Origin of the sequence: Streptomyces sp. NPDC088554 (assembly GCF_044752945.1) — a bacterium.
Lineage (GTDB): Bacteria > Actinomycetota > Actinomycetes > Streptomycetales > Streptomycetaceae > Streptomyces.
Genome location: NZ_JBIVMF010000004.1, coordinates 1 through 18296, shown reverse-complemented (window position 1 = coordinate 18296; position 18296 = coordinate 1). Strand labels below are relative to the sequence as shown.

The following is an 18296-nucleotide window of genomic DNA, read 5'->3' as shown; positions in this document are numbered from 1 at the left end:
CAGGAGCACCTTATGGCGGGATGGGGCGTTTTCACCGTCTTTGCGGATCGGGTGGGGTCGTCGTCGCGTCCGGGGAGCGTCAGAGGCCGGATCGGAGGCCGTAGACGCGGGTCGCGGTGCCCGCGAGGATCAGCCCGCGCTCACCGTCGCCCAGCCCGCTCGTCAACTTCCTTGTCACGCCGACCACTTCCGCGTACGTCGCCGCCAGCGTGCAGACCGGCCAGTCCGAGCCGAACATCAGCCGGTCCGGGCCGAAGGCGTCCAGGACCGTGTCGGCGTACGGGCGCAGGTCGTCGACGGTCCAGGAGCCGGGGGCCGCCTCCGTGACCATGCCGGAGAGCTTGCAGACGGTGTTGGGGAGCGCGGCGAGCGCCCGGACCGCCGCCGCCCAGGGGTCCCGCCGGCCCGTGGCGATGGGCGGCTTGCCGAGATGGTCCAGGACGAAGGTGAGGCCGGGGTGGTCCTCGGCGGCCCGGACACAGGCCGGGAGTTGCGCGTCCGTGACCAGCAGGTCGTACACGAGGCCCGCGTCGGCGACGGCGGCCAGTCCCCGGCGCACGTCCGCGCGGAGCAGCCACCGGGGGTCGCTCTCGCCCTGGACCTGGTGGCGTACGCCCTTCAGATACCGGCCGCCGGGGAGGGAGCGCAGCCGGGCCAGCTCGTCGGCGATGCCGGGGTGCGTGAGGTCGGTCCAGCCGACGACCGCGCCGATCAGCTCGTGCTCGGCGGCCAGCGCCAGGAACTCCGGGGTCTCCTCGGCCACGGTGATCGTCTGCACCAGGACCGTCCGGCCGACCCCGGCCGCGCGCGCCTCGGGCACGAGGTCGGGGACGCCGAAGTTCCGCCGGATGGGCAGGAGTCCGGGGCCGGTGATCCAGTCCTGGTCCCGGACGGAGAGGTCCCAGAGATGGTGATGCGCGTCGACGATGCTCATCGTCCCGGTGTTCATGGTGTCGGTGTTCATGGCAGCTCCCAGACCACGGGCAGGCCCGCCGCCGCGCCCTCGTCGGAGTAGTCGTGCACGACATCGAGGAGATTCGCCATCCGGGCCTGCCAGCCGACGTTGACCGGCAGTTTCGCCAGCTCGGCGAGGAGCAGGGCGTAGTCCTCGCACTCCAGGACGTGGAACAGGTCGGTGCCGCTGCGCCAGATCGTCCAGGAGCGCGCCCCGGCGGCCCGGATCGCGGCCGTCAGCTCCGCGGGGACCTCGCGGTGGGCGGCGTCGTAGGCGTCGACGCGGTCCGCGCGGACCTTGGTGTGCAGCGCGACCCTCATGACGGCCCCCCGTCGGGTACGGGAGCCCCGGCGGGCAGGAGACCCGTGTCCCGCAGCTCCTGCCAGAGGGCGGCCGGTACGGGCGCGGTGAACTGCTCGGCGCAGTCGCGGACTTCGTCCGGCGTACGGGCGCCGACCAGGACGCTCGCCACCGCCGGATGGGCGGAGCAGAAGGCCAGGGCGGCGGCGCGCAGGGTGGTGCCGTGGCGTTCGGCCGCCGCCTTGAGGGCCAGGGCGCGGTCCAGCAGCTCCTTCGGCGCCTCGGCGTAGTCGTACGTCGCCCCCGGCCTCGGGTCGGCCAGCAGCCCGGAGTTGAAGGCGCCGCCGATCACCACGGACGTACCGCGTTCCTGTGCGGCGGGGAGCAGCCCGGCCAGCGCGTCGTGGTCGAGCAGGGTGTAGCGGCCCGCGCACAGCACCACGTCGATGTCGGTGTCGCGGACGAAGCGGGTGAGCAGCCCGGTCCGGTTCATGCCCGCGCCGATCGCGCCCACGACCCCCTCGGAACGCAGCTTCTCCAGCGCCGGATAGCCCTCGCGGAGCGCCTGTTCGGCGTGGTCGTCGGGGTCGTGGAGGTAGACGATGTCCACACGGTCGAGGCCGAGCCGCTCCAGGCTGGCGTCCAGGGTGCGGCGGATCCCGTCCGCGCCGAAGTCCCACACGCGGCGGTGGGTGGCGGGTACGGCGAAGCCGTGGGCGAGGTCGTCGCCCACGGCCTCCCCGGCCGCCGCGGGCTCCAGCCGGCGGCCGACCTTGGTGGAGACGGTGTACGCCGAGCGCGGGCGCTCGCGCAGCGCCGCGCCGAGCCGGCGCTCCGACAGGCCGAGGCCGTAGTGCGGCGCGGTGTCGAAGGAGCGGATGCCCGCGTCCCAGGCGGCCCCGACGGCGTCGTACGCCTGCTCCTGCGTGACCTCGGCGAAGAGGTTGCCGAGGGCCGCCGCGCCGAAGGCCAGCCCGCTGACCGCGACACCGCTTTGGCCGAGGGTGTTCCGGCCGAGGGCGCTCACCGGCCCGCCGGGCGCAGCCGCAGCCCCTGCATGCCGCCGTCGACGGCGAGCGCGGTGCCGGTGGTGGCGCCGGAGAGGGGGCTCGCCAGATAGGCGATGGCGCCCGCGACCTGGGGGGCGCTGACGAGGCGTCCGGTGGGCTGGCGGGCCTCCAGGGCGGCCCGTTCGGCCGCCGGGTCGGGGGCGGAGTCGAGGAGGCGGCCGATCCACGGGGTGTCGGCCGTACCGGGGTTGACGCAGTTGACGCGGATGCCCTCGCGGACGTGGTCGGCGGCCATGGCGAGGGTGAGGGAGTACACGGCGCCCTTGCTCGCGCTGTAGAGGGCGCGCTGCGGCAGCCCGGCGGTGGCGGCGATGGAGCAGGTGTTCACGATGGCCGCGTGCGCCGATGCCCGCAGGTGCGGCAGCGCGGCCCGGGTCGTGCGGACGATGCCGAGGACGTTGACGTCGAGGACGCGGTGCCACTGCTCGTCGTCGTTGTCCTCGACCGTGCCCTGGGCGCCGATGCCCGCGTTGTTGACCAGCACGTCGAGGCCGCCGAGATCGGCGACGGCGGCGGCGACGGCCGTACGGACGGAGGCGTCGTCGGCGACATCGGCGCGGTAGCCGCGCAGCGGCTTCCCGACCGACGACGGGTCGAGGTCGAGTACGGCGACCTCGGCGCCCCGCTCGGCGAGCAGCTCGGCGGTGGCCCGGCCGATACCGGAGCCGCCGCCGGTGACCAGCGCCCTGAGCCCTGCGAAGTCCGTCATGCCGTGTGCTCCTTCTGTCCGTCCTGCCCGGCCTGGTCCGTGGATGTCCCCGCGAGGTCGGCCGCCCAGAAGGTGCCGTCGGGGAACGTGAACTCCGCGATCGACCCGGGCCGCATGGTGGCCGAGAAACCGGGTGTGGTGGGTGCCATGTAGTGACCCTCGCGGATCACCACCGGATCGAGGAAGTGGGCGTGCAGATGATCGACGTACTCGATGACCCGGTTCTCGGTCGTGCCCGCCAGCGCCACGTAGTCGAACATCGACAGGTGCTGGACGAGTTCGCACAGGCCGACACCGCCCGCGTGCGGGCAGACCGGCACGCCGAACTTGGCGGCGAGCAGCAGGATCGCGAGGTTCTCGTTGACGCCGCCGACCCGGGCCGCGTCGATCTGGAGGATGTCGATGGCGTCGGCCTGGAGGAGCTGCTTGAAGACGATGCGGTTCTGGACGTGCTCGCCGGTGGCGACCTTGACGGGCGCCACGCCCCGGCGGATCGTCGCGTGGCCGAGGATGTCGTCGGGGCTGGTGGGCTCCTCGATCCAGTACGGGTCGAACTCGGCGAGCGCCTCCGTCCAGCGGATCGCCTCGTCGACGTTCCAGCGCTGGTTGGCGTCGATCGCCATACGGATCCCGGGGCCGATGACGGAACGGGCGACGCGGCAGCGCCGTACATCGTCCTCCAGATCGGCGCCGACCTTGAGCTTGATCTGCCCGAAGCCGTCGGCGACGGCCCCGGCGGCGAGCCGGGTGAGCTTCTCGTCGTCGTAGCCGAGCCAGCCCGCCGAGGTGGTGTAGGCGGGGAAGCCCCGGGTCAGGAGGGTGGCGGCCCGTTCCTTCGCGCCCTCCCGGCCCCGGCGCAGCAGCTCCAGCGCCTCCTCGGGGGTGAGCGCGTCCGTCAGGTAGCGGAAGTCGATCTGGCTGACCAGCCACTCCGGTTCGGCCTCGGCGAGCAGTCGCCACAGGGGCTGTCCGGCGCGCTTGGCGGCCAGGTCCCACACCGCGTTGACGACCGCGCCGATCGCCATGTGCATCACGCCCTTCTCGGGTCCGAGCCAGCGCAGTTGGCTGTCGCCGATCAGATCGCGGTTCAGGGAGCCGGGGTCCGTGCACAGCTCGTCGACGGACCGGCCGACCACGTGCCCGCGCAACGCGTCGATCGCGGCGACCTGCACCTCGTTGCCCCGCCCGATGGTGAAGGTGAAGCCGTGCCCCTCGTGGCCGTCGGCCGCGTCGGTACGCAGGACGACATAGGCCGCCGAGTAGTCGGGGTCCGGGTTCATCGCGTCGGAGCCGTCCAGCTCGCGCGAGGTGGGGAAGCGGATGTCATGGGTGTCGACCGCGATGACGCGGGCGGCGGGGGTCGGGGACACGGAATGCCTTTCGGTCAGGGGCAGGGGGTCCTCGGTGGTGCGGGTCCTCGGTGGCGCGGGCGCGGGGTGGCGCGGGTCCTCGGTGGTGCGCGCGGGTCAGTCCTGGGCGCGGCCCGTGGTGACCCGCGCGATCATGAGGGCTACCAGGATGATCCCTCCGTAGATGGCCTGGATCCAGAAGGACGGGACCTGGGCGAGGGTGAGCAGGTTCTGTACGACACCCAGCAGCAGTACGCCGGTCAGGGCGCCGAGCATGGAGCCCTTGCCGCCGTCCAGGCTGATGCCGCCGATCACCGCCGCCGCGAAGACGGTGAAGATCATGTTGTTGCCCTGGTTCGCGCTGATCGCGCCGACGTACCCCGTCTGCATGATCCCGCCGACGGCGGCGAGGACACCCGCGACGACGAACACGCCGAGCATCACGCGCTCGACCCGGATACCGGCCGCGCGGGCCGCGTCCGCGTTGCCGCCGATCGCGTACAGGGCGCGGCCGATCCGGTGGTACTTCAGGACCAGTCCGGCGACGGCGAAGGCGACACCGGCCAGCCACACCGACAGGGGGACGCCGAGGAAGGTGGTGGTGGCCAGGGCGTAGAAGGAGTCCGGCATGCCGAAGAGCGTCTTGCCCTCGGTCGCGCCGACCAGCAGCCCGCGCAGCACGATCAGCATCGCGAGCGTCACGATGAACGCGTTGAGCTTGAACTTCACCACGAGGACGCCGTTGAGGGCGCCGACGGCCGCGCCCGCCACGAGAACGGCGCACAGCGCGAACACGGCCGGGAACTCCGTCCCCCACCCGGACTGCGCCGCCGGGAGCACGAGCAGCGCGCCCACGGCGGGCGCGACGCCGACGACCGACTCCAGGGACAGGTCGAACTTGCCGGTGATCAGGACGAGCGACTCGGCGAGCACGACCATGGCGAGGGCGGCGGAGGCCCCGAGGACCGAGATCAGGTTGCGTTCGGTGAGGAACGCGTCGTTGACCACGGAGCCGAGCACCATGAGCAGCAACAGGGCCGGTACGAGCGCCAGTTCGCGGGCCCGACGGAGCAGTACGGCCTTGGCCGGGCGGGCGCCCGGAGTCCGGAGGGGGGCGAGCGGCGGCGCCTTGGTGTCAGCCATGGTCCACTCCTTCGATGGAGGCGATCAGCTCGGGGTCGCGCCAGCCCGCCGGGTATTCGGCGACGACACGGCCGTGGAAGAGGACGAGGACGCGGTCGCAGCGGCGCAGGTCGTCGAGTTCGTCGGAGACGACGAGCACGGCGGTGCCGTCGTCGCGGGCGCTGTCCACGCGGGCGAGCAGGGACTCCTTGGACTTCACGTCGACGCCCGCGGTGGGGTTGATGAGGACGAGCAGCTTGGGGTCGGAGGCGAGGGCGCGGGCCATGACAACCTTCTGCGCGTTGCCGCCCGACAGATCGGAGACGGGCTGCTCGGGGCCCTCGGTGTGGATGTCGAGGCGCTCGACGAGGGCGGTGGCGAAGCGGCGTTTACGGTCGGTGCCGACGAATCCGTACCGCCCGAGCCGGTCCAGGACGCTCAGGGTGGCGTTGTCGCCGACGCTCATCCCGGCGACCAGGCCCTGTTCGTGCCGGTCGCGCGGGACACAGCCCACGCCCGCCTCCAGCGCGGCCCGCACATCCCCGAACGGGAGCCGCTCGCCGTCCAGCCGGGCCGTTCCGCCGGTCGGCGTGCGCAGCCCGGCGAACGACTCGGCCAGCTCCGTCTTGCCGCTGCCGCTGGACCCGGCGAGGCCGACGACCTCGCCCCGGCGGACGGTCAGGTCGATGTCCTCGTACGCCTCCGAGGTGAGCCCCTCGGCCCGGAGCAGCACCGGCGCGTCCGGCGCGACCGCCTTGAGCGGTACGGCCTGTTCGGCGATGGCCTCGCCCGCCATGGCCGCCACCAGTGACCGGCGCGGGAGTTCGGCGACGGGCGCGGTGGTGATCCAGCGGGCGTCCCGCAGGACGGTGACCGTCTGGCACACCTCGTACACCTCCTGGAGGTGGTGCGAGATGAACAGGAAGGTGACGCCGGACTCCTGGAGCGCGCGCATGCGGGTGAAGAGCCGCTCGATCTCGCGGTTGTCGAGCTGGGCGGTCGGTTCGTCGAGGACGATGAACCGGGCGCCGAAGCTCAACGCCCGCGCGATCTCCACCATGTGGCGGTCCTCGACCTTGAGGTCGGCGGTGCGCGCCTCGGGGTCGACGTGTACGTCCCAGGTGGAGAGGAGGTCGGCGGCCTCGGTGCGCAGCCTGCGCCAGTTGATGAGGCCGCCGCGGCCCTTCGGCTGCCGGTTGATGAAGAGGTTCTCGGCGACGGTCAGTTCGGGGACGACCGTGGGCTTCTGGTAGACGCAGGCCACCTTGCGGCGCCAGGCGTCCCGGTCGGCCGGCGGGGGCGCGGGCTCGCCGTCGAAGCGGACCGTGCCCTCGTCGGGGGCCTGGAGGCCGGTGAGGACGCTGACCAGGGTGGACTTCCCGGCGCCGTTGCGGCCGACGAGGGCGTGGGACTCGCCGGGCAGTACGGTGAGCCGGCCGTCCCGGAGCGCGACGGTGGGCCCGTACCGCTTGACGATGGACCGGGCCTCCACCAGTGGGGTCGGGGTGGGAGTGTTCATCCGACCGTGTTGCCCCAGAGCGCGGGGTCGTCGACGTTGTCCTTGGTGACCAGCGGGGCGGGCAACTGGTCCTCCAGGATGCCGCTGGGCAGCTTCACGATCTCGGAGCCGTGGTCGGTCGGCCCGGGGGTGAACGTCTTCCCTGCCATGGCGGCCTTGATGTAATACATGCCGTACTTCGCGTACAGGTCGGCGGGCTGCGAGATCGTCGCGTCGATCTCGCCCTTGCGGATGGCGTCGAACTCCTGCGGGATCCCGTCGTTCGAGATGATCGTGATGTGCCCGGCCCGGCCCGCCTTCTTCAGCATCCCCTTGGACTTGAGGGTCTGGAGCGTGGGCGCGAGATAGACGCCGCCCGCCTGGAGGTAGATGCCCTTGATGTCCGGGTCGGCGTTGAGGAGCGTGTCGAGCTTGGCGGCCGCCGCGTCGGACTCCCACTTCGCCGGGATCTCCAGGACCTTCAGCCCGGGGAAGTCCTTCCCGACGCAGGAGCGGAACGCCTCGGAGCGCTCCCGGCCGTTGACCGAGGCGAGGTCGCCCATGATCTGCACGACCTTGCCGGACGGGATCTGCTTGCCCAGGTACTGGCATGCCTGTTCGCCGTACGCCACGTTGTCGGCGCGTACGACCATCGCGACCCTGCCCTTCTCGGGCGCCACGTCCACGGCGACCACGGGCACGCCCTTGCGCTCGGCCTGGTCGAGCCCCGCTTCGATGGCGGCGCTGTCGAGCGGGGCGACGACCAGCCCTTTCACCCCTTGGTTGAGCTGGTTGTTGATGTCGGTGATCTGCTGCGAGGGATCGCTGTTGGAGTTGACGGTCTTCAGCGCGTCGACGCCCTCGGACTTCGCCAGCTTCGGCACGTAGGCGTTGTACGACTGCCAGAACGGTGAGGTGAGCAGGGGCAGGATCACCCCGACCTGCCCGGTGCCGTCCCCGCCACCGCCCGGGGCGACGCTGTCCTTGGTACTGCCGCACGCGGTGAGCACGAGGGAGACGCAGGCTGCCGCAGCCACCGCGCCGACGGTCCTCGACCGGTTCCTCTTCCGCACTGTTCTGCCGGGCATCTGGCGGCTCCTCATCGAGCGTGAACACAATCGTGGTCGAGCGGATCCAGGCATATTTATCAGACCACTTCATGCGTGCAACACCCTCAGGAGCGAGAATTTCCCTGCTTCCGTCCTGCTTCCGGCACCAGTGGTCCGACCACTGGCTGGTTAGACTGCGGCGCATCCGGCGACAGAAGGAGTGGCGTGGACGAGACCACACCCAGGGTGACGGCGACCGCTCCGTACAAGGGCACGGTGACGCAGCGCGCCATCGACCGGATCAAGGAGATGATCGGCGAGGGCCGCCTGGAACCGGGCCAGCGGCTGCCGACCGAACGGGATCTGGCGGCGCAGCTGAGCATGTCGCGCAGCTCGATGCGCGAGGCGATCCGGGCGCTCACCGTCCTGGGCGTCCTGGAGGCCCGGCACGGCTCGGGGATCTATGTGACCCGGCTGGAGGCCGGTGACCTGCTGGAGACCTTCGGCGTCGTGGCCGATCTGTCGCGCGGTCCGCAACTGGTCGAGCTGCTGGAGGTACGGCGCGTCCTGGAGTCGACCGCGACCGCGCTGGCCGCCGCGCGGATCGGCCCGGAGCGGCTCGCCGAGGTGGAGAAGCACCTGCTGGCGATGGTCGCCACGGACGACCCGGAGGAGATCCTCGCCCACGATCTGGCCTTCCACCGGGAGATCGTGGCCGCCGCGGGCAACGACACCATGGCGGCGATCCTGGAGGGCCTGTCCTCGCGGACGTTCCGCGCCCGGGTCTGGCGCGGCTACCAGGAGGAGGACGCGTTCGAACGGACCCGCCGCGAGCACGCCGCGATCTACCGCGCGCTGGTCGCCCGCGACCCGGAGGCGGCCAGAGCGGCGGCGGCCGCGCATGTGGGCGAGGTGGAGGAGTGGCTACGAGCGCAGCTGGCGGGCTGAGGCGCTCTGGTCGGGGCCGGGCCGGCCGGCGTTGGCGGCCAGGAGCTGATCGGCCTGCTCCTTGGACACGCTCTGCTCGGCGCCGCAGAAGGTGCACTGCGTGGCGAACTTCGTGGAGAACGGGAACAGCGGGATGAAGAACAGCGTGAACTTCGTGACCCGCTTCTTGAGCGTGTGCGCGGCGGGGTTGCCGCACTGGCCGCAGACCAGCGTGAGTATCGCCAGCTGGTAGAGATAGCCCTTGGTGCCGAAGATGATCATGAGGGTCCTTAAAGCGTGAGGGTCCTGAGGAGAGTGTGCCGCACCGCACCGACAAAGGGGCCGGATACGGCCGGGGCGCCGGTCAGGGCGGCGGCGGTGAGTCCGGCGGCGGGGGCGGCAGCCGCCCGGCCGGGGCGGGGTCGAGGAGCGGGGCGAGGAGGTCTCCGTACCGTTCGAGCCGTTCCGGGATGTCGTCCAGCCGGAAGGCCAGCTGTCCGGCGTCCCCGCAGCTCCCGACCTCGTCCCAGGTCACCGGGGTGGAGACGGTCGGCTCGGGCCGGGCGCGCAGGGTGTAGGGGGCGGCGGTGGTCTTGGCCGCGGCGTTCTGGCTGTGGTCGACGAAGACCTTCCCCGCCCGCAGCGAACGCCGCATCCGGTGCGTCACCAGCTCGGGGTGCGCCTCCTCGGCCTCGACGGCCAGCCCCTTCGCGTACGCCGAGACGGCCGCCGAGTCCGTCCGTACCAGCGGTACGAGCACATGCAGCCCCTTGGACCCCGAGGTCTTCGCGTACGCGTCGAGGCCGTCCGCCCGCAGCCGCTCGCGCAGCCAGAGGGCCACCGCGCAGCACTCCGCGACCCCGGCCGGGGCGCCGGGATCCAGATCGAGGACGAGCCGGTCGGCCAGCCCGGGTGCGCCGGCCCGCCACTGCGGGGTGTGGAACTCCACGACCAGGTTGGCCGCCCACATCAGCGTCGCCAGATCCCCCACGACCACCTGCCGGCCGGTCTGCGTGGTGGTTCGGGGCACGTCGGCCAGCCGCACCCAGGACGGGGTGCCGGGGGGCGGGTTCTTGGTGAAGAAGTGCTGGCCGCCGGGGCCGTCCGGATAGCGCAGGAAGGAGACGGGACGGTCGGCGAGATGGGCCAGCAGGGGGGCCGCCGTCCGGGCGTAGTAGTGGAGGACCTCGCCCTTGGTGGTGCCGGTGGCGGCGTAGAGGACCTTGTCGAGGTTGCTGAGCGCGAGGCGCCGCCCCTCCACCTCCGTGAGAGGCGTCATACGATAAGAATCCCACACATACCGCTCACTGCTGATGAAAGGGATGAAACGTGCGATCCATATGGAACGGCGCGATCTCCTTCGGGCTGGTCAGCATCCCGATCAAGCTGGTCAACGCCACCGAGAACCACTCGGTCTCCTTCCGCCAGGTCCACCGGACGGACGGCGGCCGGATCCGCTACCGCAAGGTCTGCGAACTGGACGACCAGGAGGTGACGACGGCGGAGATCGGCAAGGGGTACGAGGACGCGACCGGCTCGATCATCCCGATCACCGAGGAGGACCTGGCCGGGCTGCCGCTGCCCACGGCGAAGACGATCGAGATCGTCGCGTTCGTCCCGGCCGCCTCGATCGACCCCCTCCAGATGGACACCGCGTACTACCTCTCCGCGAGCGGCGTCCCCGCCGCCAAGCCGTACACCCTGCTGCGCGAGGCGCTGAAGCGCAGCCAGAAGGTCGCCATCGCCAAATTCGCCCTGCGGGGACGCGAACGGCTCGGCATGCTCCGTGTCGTCGACGACGTCATCGCCATGCACGGCCTCCTCTGGCCCGACGAGATCCGCACCCCCGAGGGCGTCGCCCCGGAGACCCCGGTGACCGTACGCGAAGCCGAACTCGACCTGGCCGACGCCCTGATGGACACCCTGGGCACGGTCGACCTGGAAACCCTGCGCGACGACTACCGCGAGGCCGTCGAGGAGATGATCGCGGCCAAGGCCGACGGCGAACCGGTCGCCCCGCAGACCACCCCCACCGAGGGCGGCGGCAAGGTCCTCGACCTGATGGCGGCCCTGGAGAACAGCGTCCGCGCGGCCAAGGAGGCCCGCGCCACGGACGAACCCGTCGCCGAGGTCACGAGGCTCCCGGCCAAGAAGACCGCGAAGAAGGCGGCGCGGAAGACCACCCCGGCCAAGAAGCGGGCCGCGAAGAAGACCACACCCACCAAAACCAAACGCGCCTCGGCCTGACCTCCCCCGTCCCCACCCCACCCCCGCCCCGAAATACCCGTTCACAGCCACCCCGTAGAAGCTGGTAGTGTTTCCCTCGTCGCCAAGCAAACCGGCGACACGCCCCCGTAGCTCAGGGGATAGAGCATCGGCCTCCGGAGCCGGGTGCGCAGGTTCGAATCCTGCCGGGGGCACTCCGGATCAAGGCGCTGAACTGTGGAAACACAGGTCAGCGCCTTTTTGTTGTTGTCGCAACGCACACGGCCAACTTGGACGGAGAGCCGCGAGGCGGAGCCCCGTAGGTCGCATCCAGGATCTACCCGCTTTCGGAGTCGCTCGACGAGTATCCGGTCGAAGGGATCCCGGTGGTGGGCGGGCAGTCGTCCTGTGGCTCTCCCGCCTTGCTGATCACGACTTCCTCGCCGGTCGCGACCTGTTCGAGGATCTTGCAGAAATGTGCATAGCCCGGGGGTGCCGCCGGGCTATGGTTCCGGCCGCGCCGGGGCCGCCGGAACGCGGCGGGCCGCCGGAGCCGATCACCCCGGCACGGTCTCGGTGGCTCTGGGCGGGGTGGGCGCGCCTGCCTTCCGTACCGTCAGGGGCTCGCGCGAGTGGACCCGTAGCGCGGGGCCTTCGTCGAAGTCGATGACGACGTGGAGCGCTCCGTCCGCGTCCAGTTCGCCGCGTACGCCGAGGGCGGTACGCCAGGATCCCCACATCCGTACGCAGTGACCCGGCAGAACCATCGCGGCGGGGACCTCGGCCGGGGGAGTGGGGGCCGGTACGACGACCGGGGCGTTCAGCTCCGCCCAGCCGTTTTCCCGACGCCGCCCTCGCGCTCCGCCACGCCCCAACGGTGCGCCAGCGCCTCCACGAGCAGGAGCCCGCGCCCGCCCGTCTCGTCCTCGCCGGGCACCTGAACCTCCGGTTTGCCCGACCCCGCGTCACTCACCTCCAGACGAACGAGGCTCTCGTCCGGCAGCCACGCGATCCGTACGCCGACCTGCCGGTCACTCGGTACGGGTACGCGCAGGGCGTTGGTCACCAGCTTGGAGAGCACCAACTCCGCTTCGTCCAGCGTGTCCTGACCCACGGCCCGGCCCCCGAGCGCCGCATGCAGCGTCGCCCGCGCTCTGGGGACGCTGCTGCGGCGACGGGTCAGCCTGAAGCTCACTTCGTTCGGTTCACCCATGACAGCTCCTACCGATTCGCGAGCGGTCCGAACTCCCGGATGAGTACGGGCATCTGCTCGTCGATCAGTTGCCCGGCACGGCTTGGCCGCGCGAGACGTGAACACACTCGGCGTTCTCCTGAGTGTGTTCTGTGACGATGTCAAGGTGGCACTCGCTGTAGAGAAAGGTCAAGCTATTGGCCTGTCCAATTGACAGGCCAATCGTCAGTTCGAATCGACTTTCGGTAACGGGGCGTGGTCGAGCGGGTTAATCTCGTGATCGACCGGTCAGTAGAGGAGCCTCATGTCTGCCGCCAGCAGTACGCCACTGATGTCTCGTGTCACTCTTGGCCGGGCGCTACGCCGCCTTCGCGACGAGGTCAATCACTTGACCCTCGCGGATGTCGCAACGGCCATCGGCTGCGACATCTCCCTGATCAGCCGCATAGAGCTGGGTAAGCGCAACTGCTCACACGAACACTTCGCCAAGCTCATGGATCTCTACGAGGTCTCAGAACCTGAGCGGGTGGGCCTTGCCGAGTTGCACACCGCCACGCGGGAGCGGCGCCAACCCTGGTGGGCGCGGTACGGCGAGGTCATCACGGCCGAGTACGAGCGTTTCCTCGGCTTCGAGGCTGCGGCATCGGTCGTGCGTGAATATCAAGTGGGCGTGATTCCTGGGCTGTTGCAGACTGAACGCTATGCGCGTGCGGTGATCGGGGCCGGGTTCGCCTCGTTGGGGCCCGACCAGATCGACGCACTTGTTGAGGTTCGTGACTTGCGCCAGCGTCACCGGTTGCTGGAGACCGACCAGCCGCTGGTGTGCCACTACGTAGTGACGCAGGCGGCCCTGGAGTTTCAGGTGGGTGGAGTGCAGGGGCATCGGGAGCAGCTTCGGCACCTCTTGGAGCAGTCGGAGCGCGAGACCGTCGAACTGAAGGTAATTCCTTACGAGAAGGGGGAAGAAGGTGCACAGATCGCCGCGTTCCAGGTCTTCCGGTTCTCTGATGATGATGTGCCTGACATCGCCTTCGGTGAATCTGTCGCTGGTAACTTGACGCTGGATGACCCGCGGGACCTGCGGCGCCTGCACCGCATCTTCAACAACCTCTCCGGGGCGGCACTCGATCCCGACAAGAGCCGCGACCTGATCGCCGGTATCAAGAACAAGGAAGATTGACTGATGGAGAAGGCCGATCTCTACTCGATAGACCCCACCACGCTCTCCTGGCAGAAGAGCAGCTTCACCGCAGGCGACAGTCAGTGTTTCGAGCTGGCCACCCTCCCCGGTGGTGGTGTGGCCGTCCGCGACTCGAAGAATCCCTCCGGTCCGCATCTCTGCTTCACCCCCGGTGAGTGGCGGGCGTTCAAGTCGGGCATGGCGGCGGGGGACTTCGACAACCTGTAGTCGTCGCCTGCCCGTCTGCCAGCGGTTGGTACGAGCTGACAGCGGCCAGCTGGATTAGAACTATCTCAACTGGCCACTAACGCGAGCCGTTCTGTCGGTCTCCTCACTGTGCCGTCGAGCCGGAGGCCGCCAAGGGGTTCCCGACAGACTGCTAACGACAGCCGAGAGCTTCGCCGAGTTGTGTCCGGGCTCTGCCGGAAAGCGTCTGATGCAGAGCTTCGGCACGGGATCGGACCAGTCCGTCGAGATATCCCTCGGGAAGCCGTTGCCAGATGTCTACCGCCATGTCCGCAGAGGCTGTGTGGTCACCGTCTTTACGGAGGCAGGTCGCGGCGTCCATCGCGAGGAGGGCGCGCGTCATGACGGACTGGGACACGGTGAGTGTGAGTGCGGCCTCCTGCTCGGCGTGTGCCTCGCGGGTACGGCCCATCAGCGTGAACGCCTGGGAGAGATGGACGTGATGTTTCTGAAGGGGATAGCTGAACCAGGTGTCGGCCGACTGGGCGGTGTTCAGGCGTTCCGCTACGGAGCGGGCATCGGCTACCGCTCGGAGGGCGCCCTTGTGGTCACCGGCCGAGGCGAGTGATCGCGCCGCAACCGCTGCCGCGAGCGCGGCGACAGCGTTCGGGGTCCGGCCGGCTTCGGCCCTGGCACGCGCGGCAAGGTGCGCGGCGGCGTTCGGGGCACCGTAGTTGAGCGGGAGCATCGCATGCCGAGCCAGGACCCAGGCCAGCATCTGCCGGTCGCCGGACTCTCGGGCTGCCTGCTCGGCGCTGGCGAACCAGCCGTGGGAGTCACGCTGATCGCCCCGGTCGTGCTGGATGATCGCAACCAGTCCGGTGATTCCGGTGGCGGTGCGGGCCAGGTCCGCGCGGACGGCGGCGGGGTGCGGACGCCCGAGGACATCGCGCAGGAGGTTCAGGTCGTCGTACATCTGCGCAAGGACAACGCTCGGTGAACGCCCGTGGTACCCGCCCCTATGACGTTCGAACGCACTATTGAGGTAGGCGAGATCGCCGGCATCGGAGCCGGACAGGCCGATGTTGATGCCCTGCCGTGCCTCCGAGATTCCGGGCAGCGCAAGCCCCCTGTCGCCAGCGCCGCCGCGCCGAGAAACTTCCTTCGGTCCACTGCCGTAACCTCCTCTTCCTCGATGCGGGATGTTTGGCGCTCAGACCTGCGCCGATGCTTGGAAGCCGCTACCGCTTGGAGGATTTCCTCCATTGATCGTCCATAGCCGTCGGCCAGTAACTGGTGCCATCTCGGGGTGGGTAGACGGCGCTCGGTCTCCCAGCGCTTCAGGTTCTCCGGATCGAACCACTGGTTGCCCTGAATCTTTGCCAGGATCTGGGCCTGTTCCTCGCGGGTGAGGTTGGCCTCTTCGCGAATCTCCCTCAGCATGGCGCCGATGCCCTCTGATGCCCTCTGATGCCATCATGCCGCTCCCTCAAGCGTCTGATTTCCCTCGTACCCAATCCTGGTACCCCGAGCGGCCCCCTTGTGTGGAAACGCACCCTTTTCCGGCACCCGAGAAACCTTGAGAGAACGAGTTGACTGTGCGTCGGGCCAAGTGAGCGACGGACGGGACCGAACCCTTCCGGCTATGACAGCTCCCTCATGCCCAACTCTCGTCCGCGTATGTCGAGAGCGGACGGAACAGCGCATGAGCCACTCTGCACCTCTGGAGAAAGGAATCACGATGGACAACGACTTGCGTCATGCCGATAGCAGTGACGAGAACGAGTTGCTTCCGGTCGAACTCGGTGACGCCGCCAAGTTGACCGAGGGCCAGGGCGGCGGCAGCAGCGAAGACAAACGTCGCGCCTACAACAGCTGACCTGCTCGCACGATGTGGTGCGGCCCCGGGAGCCAGGGGCCGCACCACATCCCATCTGGAGAGCACCCCCATGGAGGACACATGATCTTCGGCGGCTCTACCGTTCCCCGGTGTGACAGCGTGCGCCCCGAAGGTGCCGAGTTGGTCAGTGACGAATCGTCTGTCTGGAGGATGGGTGGTGTTCCCGTACGCCTTGCCGCATCTCAGGGTGGTCACCGGCACGTTCTGGTTCTGGGCTGGTGTGGCGCGACTGCCTCCGAGCTGAGCTGTCTGACCGACGACAGGCTGCCGACCGATATCGCCTGGCGCTGGCCGGGGCTGTATGCGGTTGCCGAAGAGACACCTCGCGGTGTGGTGTTACATACGGAACCCAGTGCTGCCCTGCCCATTTACGTGACTGTTTGGCGGCGCGGCTGGGTCTGCTCCTCCTCGGCTCGGAGGCTCGCTCGTCTTATTTCGACGGGTGTGGACACACAGCGGATCGCCTGCTCCGTACTCTCGCCGTCGGTGCCGGCTCTTGCGGGCTCACGTACTTTTTTCACAGGGGTGAAGCAACTGGCCCCCGGCAGCCGGATCGAATTGCCCACGAACGGCGGCAGCCTGCGGTGCAGTACCAGGTGGCGTCCCGACGTGATTCCCGGCCCGCCGGATCGCCGCTTGCGAGACGCCCTGTCGGCGGCGGTGGCTCTGCGAGTGGACACCGCCCCCGGTCTGTCCTGTGATCTGTCCGGCGGCCTGGACTCGACCACGGTTACTGTTCTGGCCGCATCCTCCCTATCCGGCGGACAACGTCTTGATGCCGTCACCATTCATCCCGCAGGCAACGAGAACGGGGCGGATCTCCGTTACGCCCAGCTGGCCTCGGCTGCTTACCCCGACCGCATCAATCACCACCTCTTACCGCTGACGTCCCAGCATTTGCCTTACACGCGGATAAGCGCTGTACCGGCTACCGATGAGCCCGCGCCTTCGACTCTCACCCACTCCAGACCGACCAGCCAATTGCACTGGATGCACCAGCATCTGGGCAGCCGGACCCATCTGACGGGTGATGGGGGTGACAGCGTTCTGTTTCAGCCGCCGGCTCATCTCTCGGATCTCATCCGTCACCGCAAGTTGCTGCGGGCAGTGAACGAGACTCTCGGGTGGGCCCGCCTGCGGCACCGCTCCGTGGCTTCGCTCCTACGCGAGGCCGCTGTCATGGCCCGAACTGGCCGACGCGATGCGCTGACCAGGGTGGCCCGAGGCTTTGCCCATCCGATTCCCCGTGGTGCTGACCGAGGTGGTGTCGCCTGGTTCACACTCCTGCCGATACCGACCTGGGCCGAGCCTGCGGCAGTGAAATTGCTGGCTGACGCGGCAAGTGAGGCAGTTGACGCCGAAGACCCTCTACCAGGTCTCGATGCCTCGGTGCGAACTCTCGTGGACGAGATCCGAGAGGTTGCCCGAACTGCCGCTGCTGACAATGAAATCGCTGCCACATGTGGTATCGACCTGTATAATCCGTTCCTCGACCCGCGTGTCATGGACGCCGTACTGCGGACTCCGATCGACCTTCGTCCCTCGGTCCACACCTACAAACCGGTGCTCAGTCGCGCGATGCGGCACCTGTTGCCTCCCGCAGTCGCGGCCCGTACCACCAAAGGCAGTTTCAATTCCGACCACTACACCGGATTGCGCGCCAATCTTCCCGATCTTCTGAGCCTCGCAGACGGTCAGCTCGCCGGCCTCGGGATTATCGCCCCCGACAGGTTGCGTCGGCATCTGCGCGAGGCCGCCGCAGGCATCCCCATGTCGCTGGCCACTATCGAACAGGCCCTGAGCTCCGAAGCCTGGCTGCGCGCACACTCCGAGGATCGGGGACCGGCCTGGACCGATGAACCGGCGAGGAGCACACATGCTTGACCTCCCGCGCTTCGCTACTTCTCCACACCATGTGCGGGCCTTGGACTTTGGGCACATTCTGGTCCTTATCAACTACCGCAGCGGCCACGTCCAGTGTCTGCTGCCCGCCGCTGCAAACCTGTGGCGTGCCACAGCTGTCACCGGTGACCTGGGCGACATGGCCCCTGCCCTGGCCGTACGGCTTCTCGGCACAGGTCTGTTGATCCCCACAGCAGCTCCGAGGCCGTGGCCCGATGTGCTGACAGCAGAGCCCGCCCCCGCGAGTTGGGGGAGCGCTGAGCATCTCGCGGGAACAGACTGTCCCCCGCATGTTCCTGCCCGATCCGGTATCGCCGCAGCAGCCGCCCTGGCGACTGTCTTCGTCGTCAAGCACGCTGGAGATGACACAGCTGTGATGCACCGTGTCATCACTTTGCTGAGAGCAGCCACAGCCTCCTGTCGTCTGGCTGCCACCCCATCTCAGGCAGAAGCCGCTGTCGTCGCTGTTCGATATGCGGGCTGGTATTCACCGGGCCGCACCGCATGCCTGGAAGAGTCCGCCGCAGCAGCTCTTCTCCTTGCGTCACGCCGACGCGCCGTCATCTGGTGCCACGGCATTGCCTCCGACCCCGTACGTCTGCATGCGTGGGTGCAGACTGTGGACGGCAGCCCTGTCGCAGAGCCGCCTTCAACGCTTGTCAACGGCCTCGTAGTGCTCCCCGTGGGCGGCCAGTGATCTTCCCCGCTGGTGGCCTCGTGGGTGTCCCTGGTGGCGGCCAGATAATCTCCCC

At 69.2% G+C, this 18296-nt stretch carries 21 protein-coding genes and 1 tRNA gene; 8 read left to right on the top strand and 14 right to left on the bottom strand.

All coding sequences use genetic code 11. The features are described from left to right. Window positions 1-79: 79 nt before the first annotated feature. The 8 genes from ACIP8W_RS05690 to ACIP8W_RS05655 form a co-directional block, all read right to left on the bottom strand. Complete coding sequence (locus ACIP8W_RS05690; protein WP_401947408.1) at window positions 80-934, bottom strand: amidohydrolase family protein; 855 nt, start codon at window positions 932-934, stop codon at window positions 80-82. 26 nt (window positions 935-960) lie between these two features. Then, the gene (locus tag ACIP8W_RS05685; RefSeq protein WP_401946646.1) at window positions 961-1275 is read right to left on the bottom strand and encodes an L-rhamnose mutarotase; all 315 of its coding nucleotides are present in this window, start codon (window positions 1273-1275) and stop codon (window positions 961-963) included. Beyond that, window positions 1272-2282, bottom strand: a complete 1011-nt coding sequence (locus ACIP8W_RS05680) for an aldo/keto reductase (RefSeq protein WP_401946643.1) — start codon at window positions 2280-2282, stop codon at window positions 1272-1274. Before ACIP8W_RS05680 ends, ACIP8W_RS05685 begins: the two co-directional genes overlap by 4 nt. Continuing rightward, a complete protein-coding gene (locus ACIP8W_RS05675) occupies window positions 2279-3034 on the bottom strand; it encodes an SDR family NAD(P)-dependent oxidoreductase (protein ID WP_401946641.1) in 756 nt (251 codons plus the stop codon). The genes ACIP8W_RS05680 and ACIP8W_RS05675 overlap by 4 nt, the downstream gene beginning before the upstream one ends. After that, window positions 3031-4404 (bottom strand): L-fuconate dehydratase, encoded by a 1374-nt coding sequence (locus tag ACIP8W_RS05670; RefSeq protein ID WP_401946637.1) that lies wholly within the window; start codon window positions 4402-4404, stop codon window positions 3031-3033. Before ACIP8W_RS05670 ends, ACIP8W_RS05675 begins: the two co-directional genes overlap by 4 nt. A 96-nt stretch (window positions 4405-4500) precedes the next feature. Then, on the bottom strand, window positions 4501-5526 hold the full coding sequence (locus tag ACIP8W_RS05665) for an ABC transporter permease (protein ID WP_401946635.1): 1026 nt from the start codon (window positions 5524-5526) through the stop codon (window positions 4501-4503). Next, window positions 5519-7024, bottom strand: a complete 1506-nt coding sequence (locus ACIP8W_RS05660; protein ID WP_402148678.1) for a sugar ABC transporter ATP-binding protein — start codon at window positions 7022-7024, stop codon at window positions 5519-5521. Before ACIP8W_RS05660 ends, ACIP8W_RS05665 begins: the two co-directional genes overlap by 8 nt. Beyond that, window positions 7021-8091, bottom strand: a complete 1071-nt coding sequence (locus ACIP8W_RS05655; RefSeq protein ID WP_401946629.1) for a sugar ABC transporter substrate-binding protein — start codon at window positions 8089-8091, stop codon at window positions 7021-7023. Before ACIP8W_RS05655 ends, ACIP8W_RS05660 begins: the two co-directional genes overlap by 4 nt. A 207-nt stretch (window positions 8092-8298) precedes the next feature. On the opposite strand from ACIP8W_RS05655, the gene ACIP8W_RS05650 reads away from it, so the two are divergent. Further along, entirely contained in the window at window positions 8299-9000 is a 702-nt protein-coding gene (locus ACIP8W_RS05650) for a FadR/GntR family transcriptional regulator (protein WP_401947406.1), read from the top strand. Here the strand turns inward: ACIP8W_RS05650 and ACIP8W_RS05645 are convergent. Together ACIP8W_RS05645 and ligD are read right to left on the bottom strand one after the other, a co-directional pair. Further along, on the bottom strand, window positions 8977-9261 hold the full coding sequence (locus ACIP8W_RS05645; protein ID WP_401946626.1) for a zinc-ribbon domain-containing protein: 285 nt from the start codon (window positions 9259-9261) through the stop codon (window positions 8977-8979). The genes ACIP8W_RS05650 and ACIP8W_RS05645 overlap by 24 nt on opposite strands. Before the next feature lie 82 nt (window positions 9262-9343). Then, window positions 9344-10258 carry a non-homologous end-joining DNA ligase gene (gene ligD, locus ACIP8W_RS05640; RefSeq protein WP_401946624.1) on the bottom strand — a complete coding sequence of 305 codons (915 nt, stop codon included), beginning with the start codon at window positions 10256-10258 and terminating at the stop codon, window positions 9344-9346. Window positions 10259-10308: 50 nt separating this feature from the next. Here ligD and ACIP8W_RS05635 point away from each other — a divergent pair, with 50 nt between their 5' ends. Both ACIP8W_RS05635 and ACIP8W_RS05630 read left to right on the top strand, forming a co-directional pair. Continuing rightward, window positions 10309-11226, top strand: a complete 918-nt coding sequence (locus ACIP8W_RS05635; RefSeq protein WP_402202063.1) for a Ku protein — start codon at window positions 10309-10311, stop codon at window positions 11224-11226. 101 nt (window positions 11227-11327) lie between these two features. Further along, a tRNA-Arg gene (locus ACIP8W_RS05630) sits at window positions 11328-11399 on the top strand. 342 nt (window positions 11400-11741) lie between these two features. Here ACIP8W_RS05630 and ACIP8W_RS05625 read toward each other — a convergent pair. Both ACIP8W_RS05625 and ACIP8W_RS05620 read right to left on the bottom strand, forming a co-directional pair. Further along, window positions 11742-11951, bottom strand: a complete 210-nt coding sequence (locus ACIP8W_RS05625) for a hypothetical protein (protein ID WP_401946618.1) — start codon at window positions 11949-11951, stop codon at window positions 11742-11744. A 53-nt stretch (window positions 11952-12004) separates the two neighbouring features. After that, a complete protein-coding gene (locus ACIP8W_RS05620) occupies window positions 12005-12397 on the bottom strand; it encodes an ATP-binding protein (RefSeq protein ID WP_401946615.1) in 393 nt (130 codons plus the stop codon). A gap of 283 nt (window positions 12398-12680) precedes the next feature. Between ACIP8W_RS05620 and ACIP8W_RS05615 the strand changes: the two genes are divergently transcribed. Then, a complete protein-coding gene (locus ACIP8W_RS05615) occupies window positions 12681-13556 on the top strand; it encodes a helix-turn-helix domain-containing protein (protein ID WP_401946612.1) in 876 nt (291 codons plus the stop codon). Between the two features lie 3 nt (window positions 13557-13559). Then, complete coding sequence (locus ACIP8W_RS05610; RefSeq protein WP_401946609.1) at window positions 13560-13784, top strand: DUF397 domain-containing protein; 225 nt, start codon at window positions 13560-13562, stop codon at window positions 13782-13784. A gap of 151 nt (window positions 13785-13935) precedes the next feature. Here the strand turns inward: ACIP8W_RS05610 and ACIP8W_RS05605 are convergent, their stop codons facing one another. Next, on the bottom strand, window positions 13936-14718 hold the full coding sequence (locus ACIP8W_RS05605) for a hypothetical protein (protein WP_401946606.1): 783 nt from the start codon (window positions 14716-14718) through the stop codon (window positions 13936-13938). After that, the gene (locus tag ACIP8W_RS05600; protein ID WP_401946603.1) at window positions 14703-15185 is read right to left on the bottom strand and encodes a hypothetical protein; all 483 of its coding nucleotides are present in this window, start codon (window positions 15183-15185) and stop codon (window positions 14703-14705) included. Before ACIP8W_RS05600 ends, ACIP8W_RS05605 begins: the two co-directional genes overlap by 16 nt. Window positions 15186-15483: 298 nt before the next feature. On the opposite strand from ACIP8W_RS05600, the gene ACIP8W_RS05595 reads away from it, so the two are divergent. The 3 genes from ACIP8W_RS05595 to ACIP8W_RS05585 all read left to right on the top strand — a co-directional run bounded on the left by ACIP8W_RS05595 (window position 15484) and on the right by ACIP8W_RS05585 (window position 18241). Beyond that, window positions 15484-15621: an albusnodin family lasso peptide gene (locus ACIP8W_RS05595; protein ID WP_401946600.1), complete on the top strand. Its 138-nt coding sequence runs from the start codon at window positions 15484-15486 to the stop codon at window positions 15619-15621. 81 nt (window positions 15622-15702) lie between these two features. Beyond that, window positions 15703-17526 (top strand): albusnodin/ikarugamycin family macrolactam cyclase, encoded by a 1824-nt coding sequence (locus ACIP8W_RS05590; protein ID WP_402202059.1) that lies wholly within the window; start codon window positions 15703-15705, stop codon window positions 17524-17526. Then, window positions 17498-18241 (top strand): lasso peptide biosynthesis B2 protein, encoded by a 744-nt coding sequence (locus ACIP8W_RS05585; protein ID WP_402202057.1) that lies wholly within the window; start codon window positions 17498-17500, stop codon window positions 18239-18241. The genes ACIP8W_RS05590 and ACIP8W_RS05585 overlap by 29 nt, the downstream gene beginning before the upstream one ends. Window positions 18242-18296: the final 55 nt, after the last annotated feature.

Bases quoted from the DNA above. Each gene is read 5' to 3' on its own strand.
- ACIP8W_RS05585 (WP_402202057.1), top strand. From the start codon at position 17,498: ATGAACCGGCGAGGAGCACACATGCTTGACCTCCCGCGCTTCGCTACT.
- ACIP8W_RS05595 (WP_401946600.1), top strand. From the start codon at position 15,484: ATGGACAACGACTTGCGTCATGCCGATAGCAGTGACGAGAACGAGTTG.
- ACIP8W_RS05660 (WP_402148678.1), bottom strand. From the start codon at position 7,024: ATGAACACTCCCACCCCGACCCCACTGGTGGAGGCCCGGTCCATCGTC.
- ACIP8W_RS05665 (WP_401946635.1), bottom strand. From the start codon at position 5,526: ATGGCTGACACCAAGGCGCCGCCGCTCGCCCCCCTCCGGACTCCGGGC.
- ACIP8W_RS05685 (WP_401946646.1), bottom strand. From the start codon at position 1,275: ATGAGGGTCGCGCTGCACACCAAGGTCCGCGCGGACCGCGTCGACGCC.
- ACIP8W_RS05600 (WP_401946603.1), bottom strand. From the start codon at position 15,185: ATGCTGAGGGAGATTCGCGAAGAGGCCAACCTCACCCGCGAGGAACAG.
- ACIP8W_RS05645 (WP_401946626.1), bottom strand. From the start codon at position 9,261: ATGATCATCTTCGGCACCAAGGGCTATCTCTACCAGCTGGCGATACTC.
- ACIP8W_RS05625 (WP_401946618.1), bottom strand. From the start codon at position 11,951: ATGGTTCTGCCGGGTCACTGCGTACGGATGTGGGGATCCTGGCGTACC.
- ACIP8W_RS05620 (WP_401946615.1), bottom strand. From the start codon at position 12,397: ATGGGTGAACCGAACGAAGTGAGCTTCAGGCTGACCCGTCGCCGCAGC.
- ACIP8W_RS05675 (WP_401946641.1), bottom strand. From the start codon at position 3,034: ATGACGGACTTCGCAGGGCTCAGGGCGCTGGTCACCGGCGGCGGCTCC.
- ACIP8W_RS05690 (WP_401947408.1), bottom strand. From the start codon at position 934: ATGAGCATCGTCGACGCGCATCACCATCTCTGGGACCTCTCCGTCCGG.
- ACIP8W_RS05605 (WP_401946606.1), bottom strand. From the start codon at position 14,718: ATGTACGACGACCTGAACCTCCTGCGCGATGTCCTCGGGCGTCCGCAC.
- ACIP8W_RS05615 (WP_401946612.1), top strand. From the start codon at position 12,681: ATGTCTGCCGCCAGCAGTACGCCACTGATGTCTCGTGTCACTCTTGGC.
- ACIP8W_RS05590 (WP_402202059.1), top strand. From the start codon at position 15,703: ATGATCTTCGGCGGCTCTACCGTTCCCCGGTGTGACAGCGTGCGCCCC.
- ACIP8W_RS05655 (WP_401946629.1), bottom strand. From the start codon at position 8,091: ATGCCCGGCAGAACAGTGCGGAAGAGGAACCGGTCGAGGACCGTCGGC.
- ACIP8W_RS05610 (WP_401946609.1), top strand. From the start codon at position 13,560: ATGGAGAAGGCCGATCTCTACTCGATAGACCCCACCACGCTCTCCTGG.
- ligD (WP_401946624.1), bottom strand. From the start codon at position 10,258: ATGACGCCTCTCACGGAGGTGGAGGGGCGGCGCCTCGCGCTCAGCAAC.